Here is an 18,684-nt window from a genome sequence, read left to right on the forward strand (position 1 = left end):
TCAATAAAGCCGCCGTCGCCGCCTTCGGGGGCCGACGCATCCAAGGTGCCACTTACACGTACGGTGCCGCCGGTGCTTGCGGTCATGCCACCCAGCAGTAAAATTTTGCCGTCTTGATTTTGTAGAGTTTGTGCTTCTATCACGCCGGTGTTGTTGACCACGGTTTGCAAGAGCGCGTCACTGGCGTGGGCAGTCATGAGTACCTGGCCGCCGTCGGCCTGAATCAAGCCGTGGTTTTCCGCCAAGGCGTTCAGCGCGGCTTGGTCCACTTGTACATTCAGCAGACCATCGCCGGCAAAATCGAGGGTGATTTGATTGCCCGCAGCCAGTGCCACGTTGCCCAGCTTGGCGTGAATGACACCGCGGTTACTGACTTGCCCACCTAAAAGCGCTACCGCACCTGTGTCGGCAGCGGTAATTTCGCCTAAGTTTAATACCGAGGCGGGGGCGCCATTGCCGCTAAAGGTAAAGTGGGTATAGTCGGTGTGCGACACGTCCAACGTAGAGGCCACCAGGGAGCCGACATTGACGCTGGCATTTTGACCGAACAAGACGCCGTTGGCGTCCATCACAAAGACGCGGCCGTTGGCGTTAAGTTGGCCGTTAATTTGCGTACCGTCGGCGCTGAAGACGCGGTTGAGCGCAATAGAGGTGTCATTCGGCTGCAGGAAGTTAACAATTTCGCTGGCGTCGATATCAAAACTGTCCCACACGATGGTGGTGTTCTGGCTGTGTTGGTTGATATCGGTGATATTGCCGTAGTGATGAATATTGGCGTTGCCGTCGATCACTACGCCGCCCTCGGGCGCCGCCATGGCGCAATGAGCACTGGCCACGGCCAGTGCTAGCGCTAATTGCTTACCGGCAAACGTTCTTTTTCGGCGCCCACTTTTGGCGGCATCGGTGTGCGACGAATTGTTTGTGTTCCCTTGGGTATTAGCGATTACGCTCATGACGATCCTCGAAAGCTGATGTTCGACTTAATGACTGGGTTTCTATGCAATTGCAAAGGCCTCTATTCTAAATCAGGGGCATTGAGATTAGATAGTAGCTAAACCAAGAATCACTGCAACTGAGCGATATTGTGGCTGAATATTCGCGCAGCCTGATCCAGGCTTTGTAACTTGAGCGGCAAGGTCAGCGTAATTGACTTATTCAGCGTCATAGCCCCGCGCCATACCGAATGTTGAGTGTAGGCGTTGTCTAGCCAGATTATTAATGTTTTATCACTCAGTTGGGTTGCATTAGCAAGGGCTGGTGCCACCCCAAAGCGAGTGATCATTTGCGCTTTTGACAGCTGGCTGTCGAGCACCAGGGCGCCTCGAATTAGATAACGGGCACGGCTTTCCTCCTCTGCAATCATCAAACCATCGGCCTCTAAGGCCGATAGCAGTAATTGCTGCCAGTGTTCAATTTCTTCGGTTGTGATTTCACTGGGTTTTGAGGCTAGTATTTCTAGAGGTGCACCCCAGGCGATAGCGTCGGTACTGTGTATTTGAACCCCCCGTGCCACGACACTGATAAAAGACTCATTATTAGCGTTATCGGTGGGTGGCGGATAAAAAACACACGCGTTCAACACTGCGTTAAGGCACAACAGACAAAACCATTTGACCATAAACGACTTTCCTTGCGGCGTTAGCAGGTTGCTAACGGCCCTTCTGCGCCCACACAAAAAACTCGCGGTTACCATCGCCGCCTTTTATCGGGCTGTCGAAGTAATCTTTCGCCTGTAGTTGATTGGCTTGGCAGTAGGCTTTGATTTTGGCTTGAACTTCTTTATATAGACTGGCATCGCGCACAATACCGCCTTTTCCTATTCCCTCACGGCCTACTTCGAACTGCGGCTTAACCAAGCTGAGCAAATACCCGCCGGGAGCCAGTAATGGGGCCAGCGAAGGGTAGATCAGCGTTTGTGAAATAAACGAGACATCCATAACCGCCAAATCAAACCCGGCGGCGCTGTGAGTATCGCGCAGTGTTAAGGGTAGGGCACGGGCGTTAATTCCTTCGTAAACTGTAACGCGCGTGTCCTCGCGGATGCTTTGGGACAGTTGGTCGTGGCCCACATCGACACCAACGATAGCATTAACGCCAGCTTGCAATAAGCAATCGGAAAAACCACCGGTGGATTGACCCACATCGAGTGCCGTTACACCAGAAACCTTAATACCGGTATGTTGCAATGCACCCTCAAGTTTTAAACCACCTCGCGAGACGTAGCGATCTTCCTCGGTGGCGGTGACCGTCAACGGTGTATTTACCTCGATTTTTTGACTGGGTTTGGTCAACGGCAAGTTTGTATTACTGTCACTGACGCAGCCATTTTTAATCAGCTTTTGCGCATGAGCGCGACTGCGTGCTAAGCCGCGCACTACCAACTCAGTATCCAACCGATCCATTATTCGACAGTAACCGATTTGGCCAAATTACGCGGCTGGTCAACATCGGTACCTTTAATAATAGCGACATAATAAGACAATAATTGCAGCGGAATGGTGTACACCACCGGGGCCAGCCAAGGGTCGGTATGGGGTAGGTTAATAACCCGCATGGTGTCGTCCGATTGAAAATTAGCATCGATATCGGCAAACACATACAGTAAGCCGCCGCGCGCGCGCACCTCCTCAACATTGGATTTTAATTTTTCCAACAACTCGTTGTTAGGGGCAACCACAACAATGGGCATATCATCGTCAATCAGTGCCAAGGGGCCGTGTTTTAACTCACCCGCGGCGTAGGCCTCGGCGTGAATATAAGAAATCTCTTTGAGCTTTAACGCCCCCTCCATGGCGATAGGATATTGGTCGCCGCGCCCCAAAAACAACGTGTGGTGCTTATCGGCAAACTCTTTGGCCATGGTTTCAATAGACGAAGCAAGGTTAAGGGTTTCTTCTAATTTTTGCGGTAGGTTTTTAAGTGCGCTAACCAGCTGCTTGAGCTGCTCTGGGTTCATCTGATTGTGTTGCGCTAAAGACAGCACCAAAATCGCCAAGCCGACCAGTTGAGTGGTAAAAGCTTTGGTTGAGGCAACGCCGATTTCCACACCGGCGCGTGTCATAAACGCTAGATCGGATTCTCGCACCAACGACGATGCACCCACATTACAAATTGCCAGGGTAGCCAAATAACCCAAATGACGCGCCATTCTTAACGCGGCCAAGGTATCTGCCGTTTCACCGGATTGCGAAATCGTCACCAACAGACTGTTTTCGGGTACCACGGATTTTCGGTAGCGGTACTCTGAGGCAATCTCGACACTGCAGGCAATACCAGCCAAAGATTCAAACCAATAGCGCGCAACCATTGCCGAGTGATAACTGGTGCCACAGGCGACTATTTGTACGTGGCGTACTTGGGCAAATATTTTCGTGGCCTCAGTGCCAAACGCTTGCTCTAGCACATGATCTTGAGCCAGGCGCGACTCCAGCGCGTTACGCACAGCCTGGGGCTGATCGTAGATTTCTTTGAGCATAAAATGGCGGAAATCGCCTTTGTTGCCCGCGTCGTAACTGGCGGTAGATTCTTGCGCAGGGCGGTCAACTTCTACTCCGTTGGCATCTTCAATATAAACATGATCGCGTGTGATTAAGGCAACATCGCCTTCTTCTAAATAAATAAATTGGCGCGTTACCGGTAAGAGGGCGAGCGAGTCTGAGGCGACAAAGTTTTCTCCTATACCTAAACCAATAACCAACGGGCTTCCCGAGCGGGCCACTACCAGTTGCTCTGGGGTATTTTTATCCATTACCACGGTACCATAGGCGCCACGCAACTTCTGGGTGACGGCCTGAACGGATGCCAATAGATCGTTACGTTGTTGTTGCTCTTTATGCACAAGGTGAGCAATCACTTCGGTATCAGTTTGTGATTGAAAGTGATAACCCTCAGCCACAAGTTCTTGGCGCAGCTCCTGATGGTTTTCAATAATGCCATTGTGCACCAGGGCAATATTGTCCGAACTGGTGTGAGGATGGGCGTTATTCTCGCTGGGCTCACCGTGAGTTGCCCAACGAGTATGGGCAATACCAGTGCCACCAATTATTGGGTTTGTCATAGCATCGGCCAAGGCTTGCACCTTACCCAAGGCACGAATTCGCTCTATGGTATTCTCTGGATTGATGACCGCTAAACCAGCAGAGTCGTAACCTCTGTACTCCAGACGTTTTAAGCCTTCTAATAATATTTGCGCTACATCGCGCTGGGCGATGGCCCCAACTATTCCACACATAATCTTTCACACTCTCTAATCGTAGCGCGCGGGCATTGCGCGTACTGTTTTGTTATGGGCTAACAAAAAGCTCGCCTTGTAACTGGACGGTTACACGCTCTGCGTTATCGCCGAGCAGTAGGCTATCGTATAACGATAGAACCTGGTTTTTGCTGGTTGCTTCTATCGCTTCAGTCAGTTTTTGTCGGGTGTTAAAGTCATCATTACCCCGATAAAAATCATTGAGAAACCTTGGGTATTCATCGGAAAAATTACCCGGTGGCTGATTAATTTGCGCTATCAGTGTTGTACGTAAAGTATCAAACACACTTTCATCAAGCTCAGCCAGATCGCGTCTATAGTCTTTAATGAATAGGTCAAACCGCGCCTGTAGTGGCTGCAATGCGGTATTTTTCGTTTGTGCGTAAATCATTAAGCCCCAATGGTAACCAATGCGATCAATACTTGATCCCACAATATAACCCACTTGTTCTTCGGTTCTTAATTTGTTGTACATGGCTTGATTGAATACCGAGTTTAGCAATAACAACTCGGCACCGGTGGTTAACTTATCGACCGGAGAGTAAAACGCATTGAGTAAGGCATTGTCGGTATGTTGGGTGGTACCGTTGTGCTCTATTTCTATACCAGCTTTTACCGGCTTGTACTCACTCAAGTAGCGCTCTTGGGCTTGCCAGTTGCCAGGTAAAAGTGCTTGGGTACTAGCGGCTATTGCCTCCACATTCTCTGGGGTGTAGTTACCAAAGGCATAAATACGAATTCTATTGTTTAACAAAATTTGACGGTGATATTGCTGTATATCTTCTGGCCTAACCTCTGCGAGTGCTTCGGCCAATTGCTGATCAGTCCAACCGTGAGTCGACATTAAGCGATTTAATTCGGTGAAAAGTTGCCTATTAGGATCATCTTTTTTTCGCCCCTGTAGCCAATCATTAAACCCTTCTTTCGCAATGTCAAACGATTGCGCATCAAACTCTAGATTAATCCAACGCTTGAGCATTCTTGCAAACAGAAGAGGGTGTTTTTCTGTATATCCTGACAGCGTTAAGGCGTGATTTTCTCTGGGGCGCTCAATCCCCATTCCAATACCAGCGCGACCCGCTTTATCCCTTAAGGCAGTGGTTTTTTGGGCAAAAACACGATTAATTAAATCGCTCATTACTGAGTTTTTAGCACTCTTAACAGGTAAGTTTGTATTAAACATCACCTGTACATAACCGTATTCTGACTGATGGTATTGGCTGTGTGTTAACCAGGCTTCTATACCGGGTTGATTTACAATACGTTTAGGAGAAGCTAGATCATTATCGACAATCTGTGCTTTGCCCGAGCTAAACAGGTCATTTTCTTCCGGTAAAGATAACTGCTGTTTTTTGGCTTTTTCTTGCCATAGTTTGAGTTCTTGCTCAGTGATGGGGCGAATAGCGTACTGACCATCGTAGTAGGGTATATCTTCGGTGACCTCAACACTTGGCAAGATATGCCAAATACGGGCGAGCTCTGGTTGCATTCGATCCAATATCTGTTGAATTTTTTGCGGATGAAACTCACTTAATACATAGTTTGCATTAATAAGATTTTCTATCGGAAAATCGAACATAGCCCGGGAAAAATGTAATGCTTGGCGGTACGCCTGTGGCACTTGTAAATCGGCAAAGCGTTTGTCTAGCATTGCTCGATATTCTTTGAAATATACTTCATCAACTCCGTTTTTTTTAATTTTTTCAATATACGAAAATACCGTGGCAATTATATCGTCTTGATAGTCTACGCCGGTCTCGGTCAAGCCAATGTTAATGGTGAAAATACCGTCAGAGCCATAATATTGCGGGCTTACACTGGCAGTAAAATTATCCACCCAGCCCTTAGCTCTTAATACTTGTGCGGCGGTTCCGGGCTCTTCAGAGCTAATCAAGTTGGCAATAAAACGATTGGGTTTATAGGGCCACTGATTTGAATTGTCGTCGATTGAAAATTCAATCACCAGCTCACGCATTGGTTTTATCGGCTGGTAATCAATATGCTTGCCTAGCTGGGCTGCTGTTAGACCTTGTACGGCAATGCTGGGGCGTGCAATGTTTTTGTTTTCAATAGCTGTAAAATTTTCACGCGCTAATTTTTCCAAATCACCAATAGGGAGATTGCCAAAAACAACCAGTTTCATGTTATTGGCAGAATAGTACTGTTGATACAAACCCAGCATCGCTTGGTAGACGTCTACATTGTCGTTATCTTGCAATGTCTCAAGATTACCAACCGACATTCTCGTCGCTGGGTGTGCGGGGTTAGCGGTGATGCCTCGCAACCGATTAATAATTCGGCCGTCTTGGGTGCGGCCCATAGACCACTCGCTATCGACAGCGTGTTTTTCTTTGGCGCTGTACTCTTTATCAAAATTCGGAGACTTAAAATAATCGCTAAAACGATCTAGCGCTTCTTCAATGGCTTTTTCACCAATTTGAAAAAAATAATTGGTATGGTCGGTGGCGGTATAAGCATTGCTAAACCCCGCATTTTTTTGTACGTAGGTTTGAAAACCATTAGCTTCTGGGTATTTTTCTGTACCCAAAAACAACATGTGCTCCAGATAATGCGCTAAACCCGGTATAGCCTCAGGGTTGTGATAACTGCCTACACCCACACTTAATGATGCACCGGCTACCTCTAATGAAGGGTCTGATATCAGTACAACATCCAGCTGATTATCTAACTGCACGGCTTTATAAGCTCGCTGATCATTAGGGCTTTTTATAATCATTAAATCTTCTTTATCGCTTTGATGGTGGTTAGCACTACAGGCCGTTAACAGTACGGCGATCATGGCTAACAGAGGGAGACTTAATAAATACTTCATTTGATTGTTTTTTCCGTTCAGTAATATAAGTAAAGCAAATAACCACCTAGCAACAGGCGATACCAAACAAAAGGCTGTAGTCCGTATTTTTTAATCAGTGCGAGAAACCAGTGAATACACGCATAAGCACTGATGGCTGAAAGCCCCGTACCGACTATTAGAGGAAACAAGGCTGTCTCTGTCGGCTGGGCCTGTAACTCTATGGTTTGCAGGCCTGCGGCAAGCGCAATAACCGGTATACTCAACAAAAATGAAAATCGTGCGCTGGCTTCACGAGTCATACCTGTCATTAGACCTGCTGTCATGGTAATGCCCGAGCGTGATGTGCCAGGTATTAATGCCAGTACTTGACTTAAGGCAATAATCAACACTTGACGATTGGTCATACTGTGTTCATCGGTAAGCACAGGTTTAACTTGTCGCTTTTGCGCTTGAGCATAACGCCAATCGGCCCACCCCAACAGTAAACCAAAAACAATCAAGCTATAGGCCATGTACACGCCTGTGCGCAAATGTTCTTCAATCACTGATTTGGCCAGAAGACCAACCAACCCTACCGGGATAGTGGCCAGAATAATACTCCAGGCCAGTTTTGAGTTAGAGGTATGTACACCATTAAAACTTTTGCACCAGGCGATAAAAAGCTGAAATATATCTTTTCTGAAATACGTAACAACCGCTAATAAACTGCCAAAATGTAATGCAATATCAAAAGCCAGCCCTTGATCTTGCCACTGGGTAAACAGTGGAATTAATAACAAGTGGGCACTGCTGGAGATCGGTAAGAATTCCGTCAGCCCCTGAATAAGAGATAAAACAAGTACTTCAAACCATTGCACTATTGTTCTCTCTTATTGTTTGGTTGGTTTTTGCCAACCCGGTAAATTACGCTGTTTAGCGCGGGCAATGGCTAAGTCTTGTGCTTCTGTGCTTTTGGTAATAGTGCTGCCAGCACCGATACAAGAGTCGCGGGCCAACTCAACCGGAGCAACTAGTGCCGTGTTAGAGCCGACAAAACAATCATTGCCAATCACTGTTTTAAATTTGTTTACACCGTCATAGTTGCACGTAATAGTGCCGGCACCAATATTAACCCCAGTGCCCATATCGCAATCACCAATATAGCTTAGGTGATTCACCTTGCTACCTTTACCTATTACAGACTTCTTAATTTCAACGAAGTTTCCAACTTTTGCCTTAGCCTGTAACACGCTGCCCGGTCGCAAACGGGCGAAAGGTCCAACGGTACAGTGAGTATCCAGTTGGCTGTTGTCGATCATCGAGTTAGCTTCTATTCGACTACCCGCGGCGATTGTGGCGTTTTTAATAATGCAGTTGGGGCCGATGGTTACACCATCACCGAGCTCTACATTACCTTCGATAATAACGTTGATATCAATGCATACATCTTGGCCAAAGATAAGGGAACCACGACAATCAAAGCGAGTAGGATCGAGCAACATCAAACCTTTTTGCATATAGGCATTGGCCTGATTTAACTGATATTGGCGCTCCAAGGTGGCTTGTTGTTGTCTGTTATTCACACCTTCCACCTCCCACAAGTCCTGGGGCTGACAGCTAGTAATAGTTGTGCCGTCGCGCTTGGCCATAGCAACGATATCGGTTAGGTAATACTCTTGTTGGGCATTGTTGTTCGATAGCTGCGGCAACCAGTCACGCAGTTTAGCGGTGGGAACTGCCATGATTCCGGTGTTGATTTCAGCTATTTTTTTCTGCGCATCGCTGGCGTCTTTTTCTTCCACGATGGCTACAATGCTGTTGTCGCTTGGCTCGCGCACTATACGCCCATACCCGGAAGGGTCTGCCAGGTTAACAGTCAATAGCGTCAATTGTTCCCCGTTACATTGTGCTGCTAAACGCTGTAGTGTTTTCGGTTGGATTAACGGTACATCGCCATACAGAATTAATGTTGTGGTCGACTCGCCAAGGTGGGGTAGGGCAGCTTGAACGGCATGACCGGTTCCCAGCTGCTGTTTTTGCTCGGCCCATTGCACTGTTTGACTGGAAAAGTTTTCTTTCACCTCTGCGCCACCGTGCCCCACTACGATCACTGGAGGTGCATTATTGCCAGGCAATGCACTAGCGGCTTGATATACATGACTCACCATAGGTAAGCCTGCAATAGTTTGTAGGACCTTGGGCGTAGCCGAGCGCATACGGGTGCCTTTACCCGCCGCCAAAATCACAATATCCAGCACTGATCAACTCCAATAGACGTATGTTTGAGGGGTAAGCGAATGATACCAATATCTGACAATGCCCGCTGAGAGTTAAAGCTCTAAACGAAAAAAGGGCAGCCGAAGCTACCCTTTTTAATGCCGATGTACCTTGGCGTGAGTTACTTCCGCGCTTTGCGTCTAATCGCCTGTAAAGCGCGCAATTGAGCAGAAGCTTCGGCCAGCTGTATTGCCGCCTTGGAATAGTCCATTTCACCGGAGTTATTCAGCAGCTTAGCAGCGGCTTGCTTTTTCGCGTTTTCGGCAGCGGCTTCATCCATATCGCCGGCGCGCAGGGCGGTATCGGCCAAAATGGATACATGATTCGGCTGAACTTCCAAGTATCCACCGGATACATAGAAGACTTCCTCTTCACCGCCTTGCTTTTTGATGCGAACAGGACCAGGCTCTAAGCCAGTCAGCAGTGGTGCGTGACCATAGGTTACACCTAGGTCACCCAGGCTACCTGTTGCCACAACCATCTCTACCAAACCGGAAAAGATCTCTGTTTCTGCACTAACGATATCGCAATGGACAGTCATTGCCATAATCTGCCTCTCAAGCTTTTAGGGAGCGGCTTGCGCCGCGCCCAATTACTTCATTTTTTCGGCTTTCTCGACGGCTTCGTCGATAGTACCAACCATGTAGAACGCCTGCTCTGGCAGGTGATCGTAATCGCCAGCCAAAATACCCTGGAAACCACGGATGGTTTCTTTCAGGGATACGTACTTACCAGGCGCACCGGTGAATACTTCCGCTACGTGGAAAGGCTGAGACAGGAAGCGTTCAATCTTACGGGCACGTGCTACGGTCTGCTTATCTTCTTCAGACAGTTCGTCCATACCCAAAATCGCAATAATGTCTTTCAGCTCTTTATAACGCTGCAACACCATCTGTACACCGCGCGCGATGTCGTAATGCTCTTGCCCAATGATTAATGGATCAAGCTGACGCGAGGTTGAATCCAGCGGGTCGATAGCGGGATAAATACCTTTAGAGGCGATGTCACGGCTCAAGGTTACGGTTGAGTCCAAGTGAGCAAATGTGGTCGCTGGCGATGGATCGGTCAAGTCATCCGCAGGTACGTAAACGGCCTGAATAGAGGTAATAGAACCGGTCTTGGTCGAGGTAATACGCTCTTGCAGTACACCCATTTCTTCGGCCAGAGTTGGCTGATAACCTACCGCCGATGGCATACGACCCAACAGTGCCGATACTTCGGTACCCGCTAGGGTATAACGATAAATGTTATCGACGAAGAAGAGTACGTCTTTACCTTCATCGCGGAATTTCTCGGCCATAGTCAGACCGGTCAGTGCAACGCGCAGACGGTTACCCGGTGGCTCATTCATCTGGCCGTAAACCATGGCAACTTTGTCCAGTACGTTGGACTCTTTCATCTCGTAGTAGAAGTCGTTACCTTCACGAGTACGCTCACCCACACCGGCAAATACAGACAAACCGCTGTGCTCTTTGGCGATGTTGTTGATCAGCTCCATCATGTTAACGGTCTTACCAACACCGGCACCACCGAACAGACCAACTTTACCACCCTTGGCGAATGGGCATACCAAGTCGATAACCTTAATACCGGTTTCCAGCAATTCATCGGAAGCTGCCAACTCTGCGTAAGCAGGGGCTTTACGGTGAATTTTCATACGGTCTTTTTCACCGATAGGGCCGGCTTCGTCGATGGGGTTACCCAACACATCCATAATGCGACCCAAGGTTTCAGCACCTACAGGTACTTTGATCGCTTCATTGGTGTTTTCGACATCCAGACCGCGACGCAAACCTTCAGACGAACCCAGTGCAATAGTGCGTACCACACCGTCGCCCAATTGCTGCTGAACTTCCAAGGTTAGGTTTTTCTCGGTGATAGTCAGTGCGTCATAGACTTGAGGCACTGCATCACGTGGAAATTCCACGTCGATCACGGCACCGATGATCTGTACGATACGTCCGCTACTCATTTCCGATTCCTCTTTATTTCAGGCTCTTAGCCTGAAGGTTTAAGCTAAATTCTTCACAATGGCGTACGGGATTTTAAGAAATCGCCGCTGCACCGCTCACAATTTCTGACAATTCCTGAGTAATTGCCGCCTGACGAGCTTTGTTGTAGACAAGCTGCAGACCGTCAATAAGGTCACCGGCATTATCGGTGGCGCTTTTCATAGCGATCATACGAGCGGCTTGCTCACAAGCTCCGTTTTCTACGACAGCCTGGTAAACCTGTGACTCGATATAACGGGTCAGCAGGCCTTCAAGCAACTGTTCAGCATCCGGCTCATACAAGTAGTCCCAGTGATGCTGCAGCTCTTCGTCTTGTTTTGGCTCAAGTGGTAACAGCTGCGCTACACCAGGGTCTTGTGTCATGGTGTTCACAAACTCGTTGCTCACCAGGTACAACTTATCGATACCCTCATTAGAGTAGGCATCGAGCATAACCTTGACTGAACCAATCAAATCAGCAACGCTTGGTGCTTCACCAATGTCGCGAGTGCTTGCCAGCACACTGCCGCCAAAACGATTGAAAAACGCCTGCGATTTCGCACCGATTAAACACAAGTCTACGCCCACACCCTGTTCAGAATAGCTTTGCATTTTCTTCAATGCTGCTTTGAACAGGTTAACATTCAGGCCGCCACACAAACCGCGGTCTGTGGAAACGACGATGAAGCCCACGCGTTTAACATCGCGTTGCTGCATAAAACGGTGTTTGTATTCGGGGTTGGCGTTTGCCAGATGTCCGATCACCGAGCGCATACGGGTAGCGTAAGGTTTACCTTTTTGCATGCGTTCTTGAGCTTTACGCATTTTACTGGCGGCGACCATTTCCATCGCGCTGGTAATTTTTTGCGTGCTCTTAATGCTCGAAATCTGTGTGCGTATTTCTTTTGCGCCTGCCATTAATCCGGCCCTCGAGATTTCTTAACGGTGGTGCGCAAAGCGCACCACTGAACTTACCAAGTTTGGCTAGATTTAAACTTCTCAACCAAGGCTTTGAATTGCTCTTCCAAATCGCTGTTCCAATCACCGGTATCGTTGATTTGTTTAATCAACTCACCGTGTTCGGCATCAGCGTAAGACAGAAGGGCAGCTTCAAAATCCAAAATCTTATTGGTTTCGATGTCTTGCAAATAACCTTCGTTGGCGCAGTAAAGTACCAAGCCCATTTGCGCAATGCTCATGGGTGAGTATTGCTTTTGCTTCATCAGCTCGGTAACACGCTCACCGTGATCCAACTGGGCTTTAGTCGCGTCATCCAGATCAGAAGCAAACTGAGCAAAGGCCGCCAATTCGCGGTACTGAGCCAGTGCGGTACGAATACCACCAGAGAGCTTTTTGATAATCTTGCTTTGCGCCGAACCACCCACACGAGATACCGAAATACCGGCGTTCATCGCAGGGCGAATGCCCGAGTTGAACATGTCTGCTTCGAGGAAAATCTGACCATCGGTAATCGAGATTACGTTGGTCGGTACGAATGCAGAAACGTCACCACCCTGGGTTTCAATAATTGGCAGAGCGGTCAAAGAACCGGTTTTGCCTTTTACTTCACCATTGGTTTGTTTCTCAACGTACTCGGCGTTTACACGAGCGGCACGCTCTAGCAGACGTGAGTGCAAGTAGAAAACATCCCCTGGGTAGGCTTCACGACCCGGTGGGCGACGCAAAAGCAAAGAGATTTGACGGTAGGCCCAAGCTTGCTTGGTCAAATCATCGTAAATAATCAGGGCATCTTCACCGCGGTCGCGGTAGTACTCACCAATGGTACAACCGGCAAATGCAGCCAGGTACTGCATAGACGCTGGGTCTGATGCGGTAGCGGCAACCACTACGGTGTGTTCCATGGCGCCGTGCTCTTCTAGCTTACGCACTACGCTGGCAATCGAGGAAGCTTTTTGCCCGATCGCTACATAAACACATTTAATACCAGAGTCTTTCTGGTTGATAATGGCGTCAACAGCAATGGCAGATTTACCAATCTGACGGTCACCAATGATCAGCTCGCGCTGGCCGCGACCGATTGGTACCATTGAGTCAACGGCCTTTAAACCAATCTGTACTGGCTCATCAACCGATTGACGCCAAATTACGCCCGGTGCTACTTTTTCAATAGCGTCGGTTTGCTTGGCATCGATTGGGCCTTTTCCATCGATGGCATTACCCAAAGCGTCAACGACACGACCTTCGAGTTCAGGACCCACCGGCACTTCAAGAATACGGCCAGTACATTTACAGGTTTGACCTTCGGCAATGCCGAAGTAGTCACCCAGAATAACGGCACCGACAGAGTCCTGCTCGAGGTTAAGTGCCATACCAAACATGCCACCTTCGAACTCGATCATTTCCCCGTACATAACATCCATCAAACCGTGGATGCGTACAATACCGTCTGATACAGAGACAACCGTACCTTCGTTACGGGCCTCAGAAGACACATCGAGGTTATCGATGCGCTGTTTGATAATTTCGCTAATCTCGGATGGATTCAGCTGCTGCATGCTTTTTTCCTCAATCCTACGAATTGATTGCTTTGGCGAGTTTTTCTAACCGACCGCGCATGGAGCCGTCGATCACCAAGTCACCAGCTTTAATGACCACACCACCGAGTAATTGTTGATCGGTGATAGTGGACACTTTTACCTTACGCTCCAGTTTCGCACTGAGCGCGTCGGCCAGTTTTTGCTGGCTGGCATCGTCCAGTTCAAATGCTGTTGTCAACTCAACGTCAACGGCCTGCTCTTGGGCGGTTTTCAGCGCATCGAAAAGGGTGAATACTTCGGGCAACAAAGCCAAACGCTTATTGTCCGCCAGTAGCTGAACAAAGTTTTGGACTTTTTCGCTCAGCTGTTCACCGCAGACTTCAATCAGAGCGGCGGCTTGATCAGCGGGAGTCATACCTGGTGAGGCAACAATTTCTTTTGCCTTACCGTACTCGCTAACCAATGCCAGTGTTTTCAGTTGCGTTGCCCAACCCGCAAGATCGCTATGGTCGCGGGCGAATGTAAAAGCCGCTTTTGCATAGGGTCTTGCTAGGGTAGTCAATTCAGCCACAATTCACCTCACTTACAAACTGGCAGCCAGTTTGTCGATCATGTCTTTGTGAGCCGCTTGATCGACAGAAGACTCGAGCACTTTCTCAGCACCGGCAAACGCCAAGACAGAGACTTGTGAACGCAGCTGTTCTTTCGCGCGATTCATTTCTTGCTCAACTTCAGCTTGAGCGGCCGCTTTAATACGGTCTGCTTCAGTGCGAGCTTGCTCTTTCGCTTCATCGACGACTTGCGCTGCACGCTTATTGGCAGACTCCAGAATACCGGCAGCCTCAACCTTAGCTTCACGCAAGGTTTTAGTTGCTTTTTCCTGAGCCAGTTCCAAATCTTTGCTGGCGCGATCGGCGGCGGCCAGACCGTCAGCAATTTTCTTCTGACGCTCCAGCATAGCCGCAGTAATAAACGGCCATACATACTTCATGCAAATAAGCACAAAGACAATGAACGTTATGGACTGTCCAATGATGGTTAAATTAATGTTCACGCCGACACCTCGGTTATGGGAAGTTTCTGTGCGTTAATTCGGTTTTAGCTTACGCCAAACCTGGAACAGTAACGAACAGAATGTACATAGCGATACCCACACCGATCATTGGTACGGCGTCAAGCAGACCAGCGATCAAGAACATTTTGCCTTGCAGCATTGGAGCCAATTCTGGCTGACGGGCAGAACCTTCAAGCAGTTTGCCACCCAAAATGGCGAAACCAATAGCGGTACCCAGAGCGCCCAGACCAATCAACAGTGCAACAGCAATCAGTGCTAAACCCATGGTAAATCTCCTCGATTTAAGTATGTAAAAGTAAATTAAAAAAAGGTGTATATTTTAATGATTAAACTGATCTTCATCATCGTTATGGAACGCCATAGCCATATACACAATGGTCAGCACCATAAAGACAAACGCTTGCAGTGTAATCACGATAATATGGAACAGCGCCCAACCTAATTGCAACACACCGGCGAACAGGCCAAGAATCAAGCCGGCTCCAAACATGGTGGCAATCAGAATGAAGATCATTTCACCCGCATAGAGGTTACCGAACAAACGCAGGCCCAATGAGATAGGGCGGGCGAGTAGGGTGACTGACTCAAGCGCGAAATTAATAACAATAATAACCGGTGCCAACACAATCGCCGGCCCTTTGGTGGGCGGGTGGAAAGGGTGGAAGGTCAATTCTTTAACAAAGCCCACAAAACCTTTCTCTTTGATGCTAAACAACACCATCAGAAAGAAAACGGTAAAGCCCATACCCAGTGTAACGTTGGGGTCGGTAGTTGGCACAATCTTAAAGTAGAAGTGGGGGTCGCCGGCAATCCAGGCTGCCAACTGCGGAATAATGTCCACAGGAATCAAATCCATCAGGTTCATCAAGAAAACCCAAACGAAAATAGTCAGAGCCAAGGGCGCAACAAAACGGCTTTTGTACTGAAAACCATCTTTTACGGTTTTATCAATAAATTCGATGATGGCTTCAATAAAATTGAGCATACCAGTGGGGACACCCGCGTGTGCTTTGCTAGCACCCCAGCGAAATAGTGCTAAAAAGATAACACCTAGGCCAATTGACCAAAGCATTGAATCAAGGTGAATCGCATTGAACCCCATAGCCGACATTTCTTCTGAACAGTGTGCAACTGTCCAGCCGGTGGATTCTTGAACACTTTTACCATCGCAATAGGTACCGGCAGGCAATTTGCCATAGGTCCAGTTGGTTAAGTGGTGCTGGATATACTCGGTGGTGGTTGGTGCGCTACCTTCCGCGGCCATCTGTAATCTCTCAACTGTTAATTCACGTTTTAAATTGAGCGGAACTTTTTATGGTTTACCGCTCATTCGGTGGTGGCGCAAAACTTTAGCGGTCACCACCAACTGTACTACCTGGGCCAGAATGTAGGCACCGATAAAAACCGGCACACTGAAATCCACATCCCGGGTAAACACCGCCGCAAACAATACGGCAGTGAGTGTAAATTTCGCTGCTTCTGCTCCGTAGAGACGATTAACACTCGCGTAGACACTGGAGGCGCCGTTGATACGTCTGGCATACCAAGCAAATACAATTGCCGGCACCAAACATACGGTAAAACCCCACAGTAAAGACATCCCCCAACGCGGCTGCCAGAGTAGAGCCGGAAAACTGATACACAGGGTAATTACCCACAATCGCATCAAGTGCTTATAAACCGGTAATCTGGCTAGCTCAGCTGTCTGTCGGCGTGCCCCAAGCATCGATTCTTTATCGTTTGCCACTGCGATGGTGTCCTGCAATTTGGCAAATCTGTCGATTTACGCCGTATATTTACGTCTGCTTACAGATCAGCTGCAAAGCCGCAGCATTATAGGGGGTTTCCAGAGTGCCTTTCAACAGTGCAATCGTTAAATTCGCTCAGTTAGGGTCAATTGTGAACCTAATAGTGGGTAAAGACTGCAAAACAAGCCTTAACACTCCTTAACTGGCATGACCAATACCTGTGGATATTATTTTTTTGACCCAAAATAGGGCGGCGGTTATACCAAACCAAACACCTAGAGCACTTTTTACTTGGTTAATTTTTATTTTATATGGGACAAAATACCATCCAGCTCGTCAAGATTATTGTAGCTGATGACTAATTTACCCTTCCCTTTGGCTGAGTGCTGAATAGCGACACCGGCCCCCAGAGTTTCCGACAACTCATTTTGCAGCCGCTTAATATCCGCCGACTCTTGTGGTTTTGCGCCAATGGTTCCTTTGTTTTGTTCTTCTTGGATTTTTCGCACTAAAGCTTCAGCCTGACGCACAGTCATACCTTTGCCCACAATTTGCCTAGCCACTTGACGCTGCTGATCGGCCGTTAGGGACAACAGGGCGCGCGCATGGCCCATTTCTAAGTCACCGTGTTCGAGTAATTTTTTCACTTCTTCATCGAGGGCAATCAGGCGCAACAGGTTAGTCACCGTGGTGCGCGACTTACCCACCGCCTGAGCCACTTCCAGATGGGTGAGTTCGAATTCGTCTTGTAGGCGCTTGAGGGCGACCGCTTCTTCGATGGGGTTGAGGTCTTCACGCTGAATATTTTCAATCAGCGCCATAGCAATGGCAGCTTCATCCGGCACATCGCGCACCACCGCCGGTATTTTGTCGAGCCCCGCCTGTTGGGTTGCACGCCAGCGTCGCTCACCGGCTATAATTTCGTACTTGTCCTCACTGATGGGGCGCACAATGATCGGCTGCATAACACCCTGTGCCTTGATCGAGTCGGCCAACTCTTCTAAAGCTTCTGGGTGCATATCTCGCCGCGGCTGGTATTTACCACGCTGAATCAAATCCACTGGCAGTTGCATTAATTTGCCATCTGCCGGAGTGGGGGCTGGGGTTTGTTCTGCCGTTGAATCCCCTACAGGTACATCGGCCGGAGGAATATTAACCCCAGCACCCAATAGTGCGTCTAAGCCTTTGCCCAAACCTTTACGTTTTCCAGCCATGGTTCTACCTGTGTTCGACTAAATGCGCTATTGCGCCAATTCGGGGTTCAAGGGGACGCTACCAGCGCCTAGTTCGTTGCGGCGAATCAACTCGCCGGCCAGCGCCAAGTAGGCGATAGCCCCTTTGGACTGACGATCGTACACCAATACCGGCTGGCCATAACTGGGAGCCTCAGCAAGGCGTACATTACGTGGAATGCATGTGCGATAAACCCTGTCGCCAAAGTGTTCGTGTAATTGCGCCGACACATCATTGGTCAAACTGTTACGCGGGTCGTACATTGTGCGCAAAATACCCTCAATGCGCAGCTTTGGATTGAGCAGGTCATGTATTTGATTGATAGTACCAATCAGAGCAGACAACCCTTCCAGCGCGTAGTATTCACATTGCATGGTGATGATCACACCATCACAGGCTGCCAACGCGTTGAGTGTCAGCATATTGAGTGACGGCGGGCAATCAATCAAAATATAATCGTAATTACTCTTCACTTGCTCAAGTGCCCGACTAAGGCGGCGCTCTTTGTTCGGCAGTGACAGCATTTCAACTTCGGCGGCGGTTAAATCACCATTTGCAGGAAGGACGTGATACTTTCCCTCTTCGGATACCACCAGACAATCGGCCATTTGCGCCCGGTCGGTCAGCACATCGTAAACAGTTTCTTCCAACTCGGATTTATCCACGCCACTGCCCATAGTCGCATTGCCTTGTGGGTCGAGATCCACCAGCAATACTCGCTTTTTGGTAGCAACCAAAGAGGCGGCCAAGTTCACACAAGTGGTGGTTTTTCCCACTCCACCTTTTTGATTGGCTATGGCGTAAATTTTAGTCAAG

At 48.5% G+C, this 18,684-nt stretch carries 18 protein-coding genes; all 18 read right to left on the reverse strand.

Going from position 1 to position 18,684, the window contains the following annotated elements; translation table 11 throughout:
* Positions 1–953, reverse strand: a 953-nt coding sequence (locus Q4526_RS00095) for a filamentous hemagglutinin N-terminal domain-containing protein (RefSeq protein ID WP_215974669.1), incomplete at its 3' end; no start/stop codon positions are given.
* A gap of 110 nt (positions 954–1,063) precedes the next feature.
* Positions 1,064–1,618, reverse strand: a complete 555-nt coding sequence (locus Q4526_RS00100; protein ID WP_215974670.1) for a hypothetical protein — start codon at positions 1,616–1,618, stop codon at positions 1,064–1,066.
* A gap of 31 nt (positions 1,619–1,649) precedes the next feature.
* On the reverse strand, positions 1,650–2,402 hold the full coding sequence (locus tag Q4526_RS00105) for a TlyA family RNA methyltransferase (protein ID WP_215974671.1): 753 nt from the start codon (positions 2,400–2,402) through the stop codon (positions 1,650–1,652).
* Positions 2,402–4,231, reverse strand: coding sequence for a glutamine--fructose-6-phosphate transaminase (isomerizing) (gene glmS / locus Q4526_RS00110; RefSeq protein ID WP_215974672.1), 1,830 nt, complete (start codon positions 4,229–4,231; stop codon positions 2,402–2,404). Before glmS ends, Q4526_RS00105 begins: the two co-directional genes overlap by 1 nt.
* Positions 4,232–4,283: 52 nt before the next feature.
* Positions 4,284–7,085 (reverse strand): insulinase family protein, encoded by a 2,802-nt coding sequence (locus tag Q4526_RS00115; RefSeq protein WP_215974673.1) that lies wholly within the window; start codon positions 7,083–7,085, stop codon positions 4,284–4,286.
* A 17-nt stretch (positions 7,086–7,102) separates the two neighbouring features.
* Complete coding sequence (locus Q4526_RS00120) at positions 7,103–7,924, reverse strand: undecaprenyl-diphosphate phosphatase (RefSeq protein WP_215974674.1); 822 nt, start codon at positions 7,922–7,924, stop codon at positions 7,103–7,105.
* Between the two features lie 12 nt (positions 7,925–7,936).
* Positions 7,937–9,304: a bifunctional UDP-N-acetylglucosamine diphosphorylase/glucosamine-1-phosphate N-acetyltransferase GlmU gene (gene glmU, locus Q4526_RS00125; RefSeq protein ID WP_215974675.1), complete on the reverse strand. Its 1,368-nt coding sequence runs from the start codon at positions 9,302–9,304 to the stop codon at positions 7,937–7,939.
* Between the two features lie 140 nt (positions 9,305–9,444).
* Entirely contained in the window at positions 9,445–9,870 is a 426-nt protein-coding gene (locus Q4526_RS00130) for a F0F1 ATP synthase subunit epsilon (protein WP_215974676.1), read from the reverse strand.
* Positions 9,871–9,915: 45 nt separating this feature from the next.
* A complete protein-coding gene (gene atpD / locus Q4526_RS00135) occupies positions 9,916–11,295 on the reverse strand; it encodes a F0F1 ATP synthase subunit beta (RefSeq protein WP_215974677.1) in 1,380 nt (459 codons plus the stop codon).
* A 73-nt stretch (positions 11,296–11,368) separates the two neighbouring features.
* A complete protein-coding gene (gene atpG, locus Q4526_RS00140) occupies positions 11,369–12,232 on the reverse strand; it encodes a F0F1 ATP synthase subunit gamma (RefSeq protein WP_215974678.1) in 864 nt (287 codons plus the stop codon).
* 53 nt (positions 12,233–12,285) lie between these two features.
* A complete protein-coding gene (gene atpA / locus Q4526_RS00145) occupies positions 12,286–13,830 on the reverse strand; it encodes a F0F1 ATP synthase subunit alpha (RefSeq protein ID WP_215974679.1) in 1,545 nt (514 codons plus the stop codon).
* A gap of 16 nt (positions 13,831–13,846) precedes the next feature.
* Positions 13,847–14,383 carry a F0F1 ATP synthase subunit delta gene (locus tag Q4526_RS00150; protein WP_215974680.1) on the reverse strand — a complete coding sequence of 179 codons (537 nt, stop codon included), beginning with the start codon at positions 14,381–14,383 and terminating at the stop codon, positions 13,847–13,849.
* A gap of 12 nt (positions 14,384–14,395) precedes the next feature.
* A complete protein-coding gene (locus tag Q4526_RS00155; RefSeq protein ID WP_215974681.1) occupies positions 14,396–14,866 on the reverse strand; it encodes a F0F1 ATP synthase subunit B in 471 nt (156 codons plus the stop codon).
* 49 nt (positions 14,867–14,915) lie between these two features.
* Positions 14,916–15,152 carry a F0F1 ATP synthase subunit C gene (gene atpE / locus Q4526_RS00160; protein WP_020208604.1) on the reverse strand — a complete coding sequence of 79 codons (237 nt, stop codon included), beginning with the start codon at positions 15,150–15,152 and terminating at the stop codon, positions 14,916–14,918.
* A 54-nt stretch (positions 15,153–15,206) separates the two neighbouring features.
* Complete coding sequence (atpB, locus tag Q4526_RS00165; RefSeq protein ID WP_215974682.1) at positions 15,207–16,151, reverse strand: F0F1 ATP synthase subunit A; 945 nt, start codon at positions 16,149–16,151, stop codon at positions 15,207–15,209.
* A 48-nt stretch (positions 16,152–16,199) separates the two neighbouring features.
* The gene (locus Q4526_RS00170) at positions 16,200–16,634 is read right to left on the reverse strand and encodes an ATP synthase subunit I (RefSeq protein ID WP_303604379.1); all 435 of its coding nucleotides are present in this window, start codon (positions 16,632–16,634) and stop codon (positions 16,200–16,202) included.
* A 303-nt stretch (positions 16,635–16,937) separates the two neighbouring features.
* The gene (locus Q4526_RS00175) at positions 16,938–17,849 is read right to left on the reverse strand and encodes a ParB/RepB/Spo0J family partition protein (protein WP_215974684.1); all 912 of its coding nucleotides are present in this window, start codon (positions 17,847–17,849) and stop codon (positions 16,938–16,940) included.
* Between the two features lie 27 nt (positions 17,850–17,876).
* A complete protein-coding gene (locus Q4526_RS00180) occupies positions 17,877–18,683 on the reverse strand; it encodes a ParA family protein (RefSeq protein ID WP_215974685.1) in 807 nt (268 codons plus the stop codon).
* Between the last annotated feature and the right edge of the window lies 1 nt (position 18,684).

This window comes from Gilvimarinus sp. 2_MG-2023, from assembly GCF_030547685.1.
GTDB lineage: Bacteria > Pseudomonadota > Gammaproteobacteria > Pseudomonadales > Cellvibrionaceae > Gilvimarinus.

What these genes read in the sequence shown, in the direction of transcription:
- Q4526_RS00100 (WP_215974670.1), bottom strand. Translation starts at nt 1,618, where the DNA reads ATGGTCAAATGGTTTTGTCTGTTGTGCCTTAACGCAGTGTTGAACGCG.
- Q4526_RS00105 (WP_215974671.1), bottom strand. Translation starts at nt 2,402, where the DNA reads ATGGATCGGTTGGATACTGAGTTGGTAGTGCGCGGCTTAGCACGCAGT.
- glmS (WP_215974672.1), bottom strand. Translation starts at nt 4,231, where the DNA reads ATGTGTGGAATAGTTGGGGCCATCGCCCAGCGCGATGTAGCGCAAATA.
- Q4526_RS00115 (WP_215974673.1), bottom strand. Translation starts at nt 7,085, where the DNA reads ATGAAGTATTTATTAAGTCTCCCTCTGTTAGCCATGATCGCCGTACTG.
- Q4526_RS00130 (WP_215974676.1), bottom strand. Translation starts at nt 9,870, where the DNA reads ATGGCAATGACTGTCCATTGCGATATCGTTAGTGCAGAAACAGAGATC.
- atpD (WP_215974677.1), bottom strand. Translation starts at nt 11,295, where the DNA reads ATGAGTAGCGGACGTATCGTACAGATCATCGGTGCCGTGATCGACGTG.
- atpG (WP_215974678.1), bottom strand. Translation starts at nt 12,232, where the DNA reads ATGGCAGGCGCAAAAGAAATACGCACACAGATTTCGAGCATTAAGAGC.
- atpA (WP_215974679.1), bottom strand. Translation starts at nt 13,830, where the DNA reads ATGCAGCAGCTGAATCCATCCGAGATTAGCGAAATTATCAAACAGCGC.
- atpE (WP_020208604.1), bottom strand. Translation starts at nt 15,152, where the DNA reads ATGGGTTTAGCACTGATTGCTGTTGCACTGTTGATTGGTCTGGGCGCT.
- atpB (WP_215974682.1), bottom strand. Translation starts at nt 16,151, where the DNA reads ATGGCCGCGGAAGGTAGCGCACCAACCACCACCGAGTATATCCAGCAC.
- Q4526_RS00175 (WP_215974684.1), bottom strand. Translation starts at nt 17,849, where the DNA reads ATGGCTGGAAAACGTAAAGGTTTGGGCAAAGGCTTAGACGCACTATTG.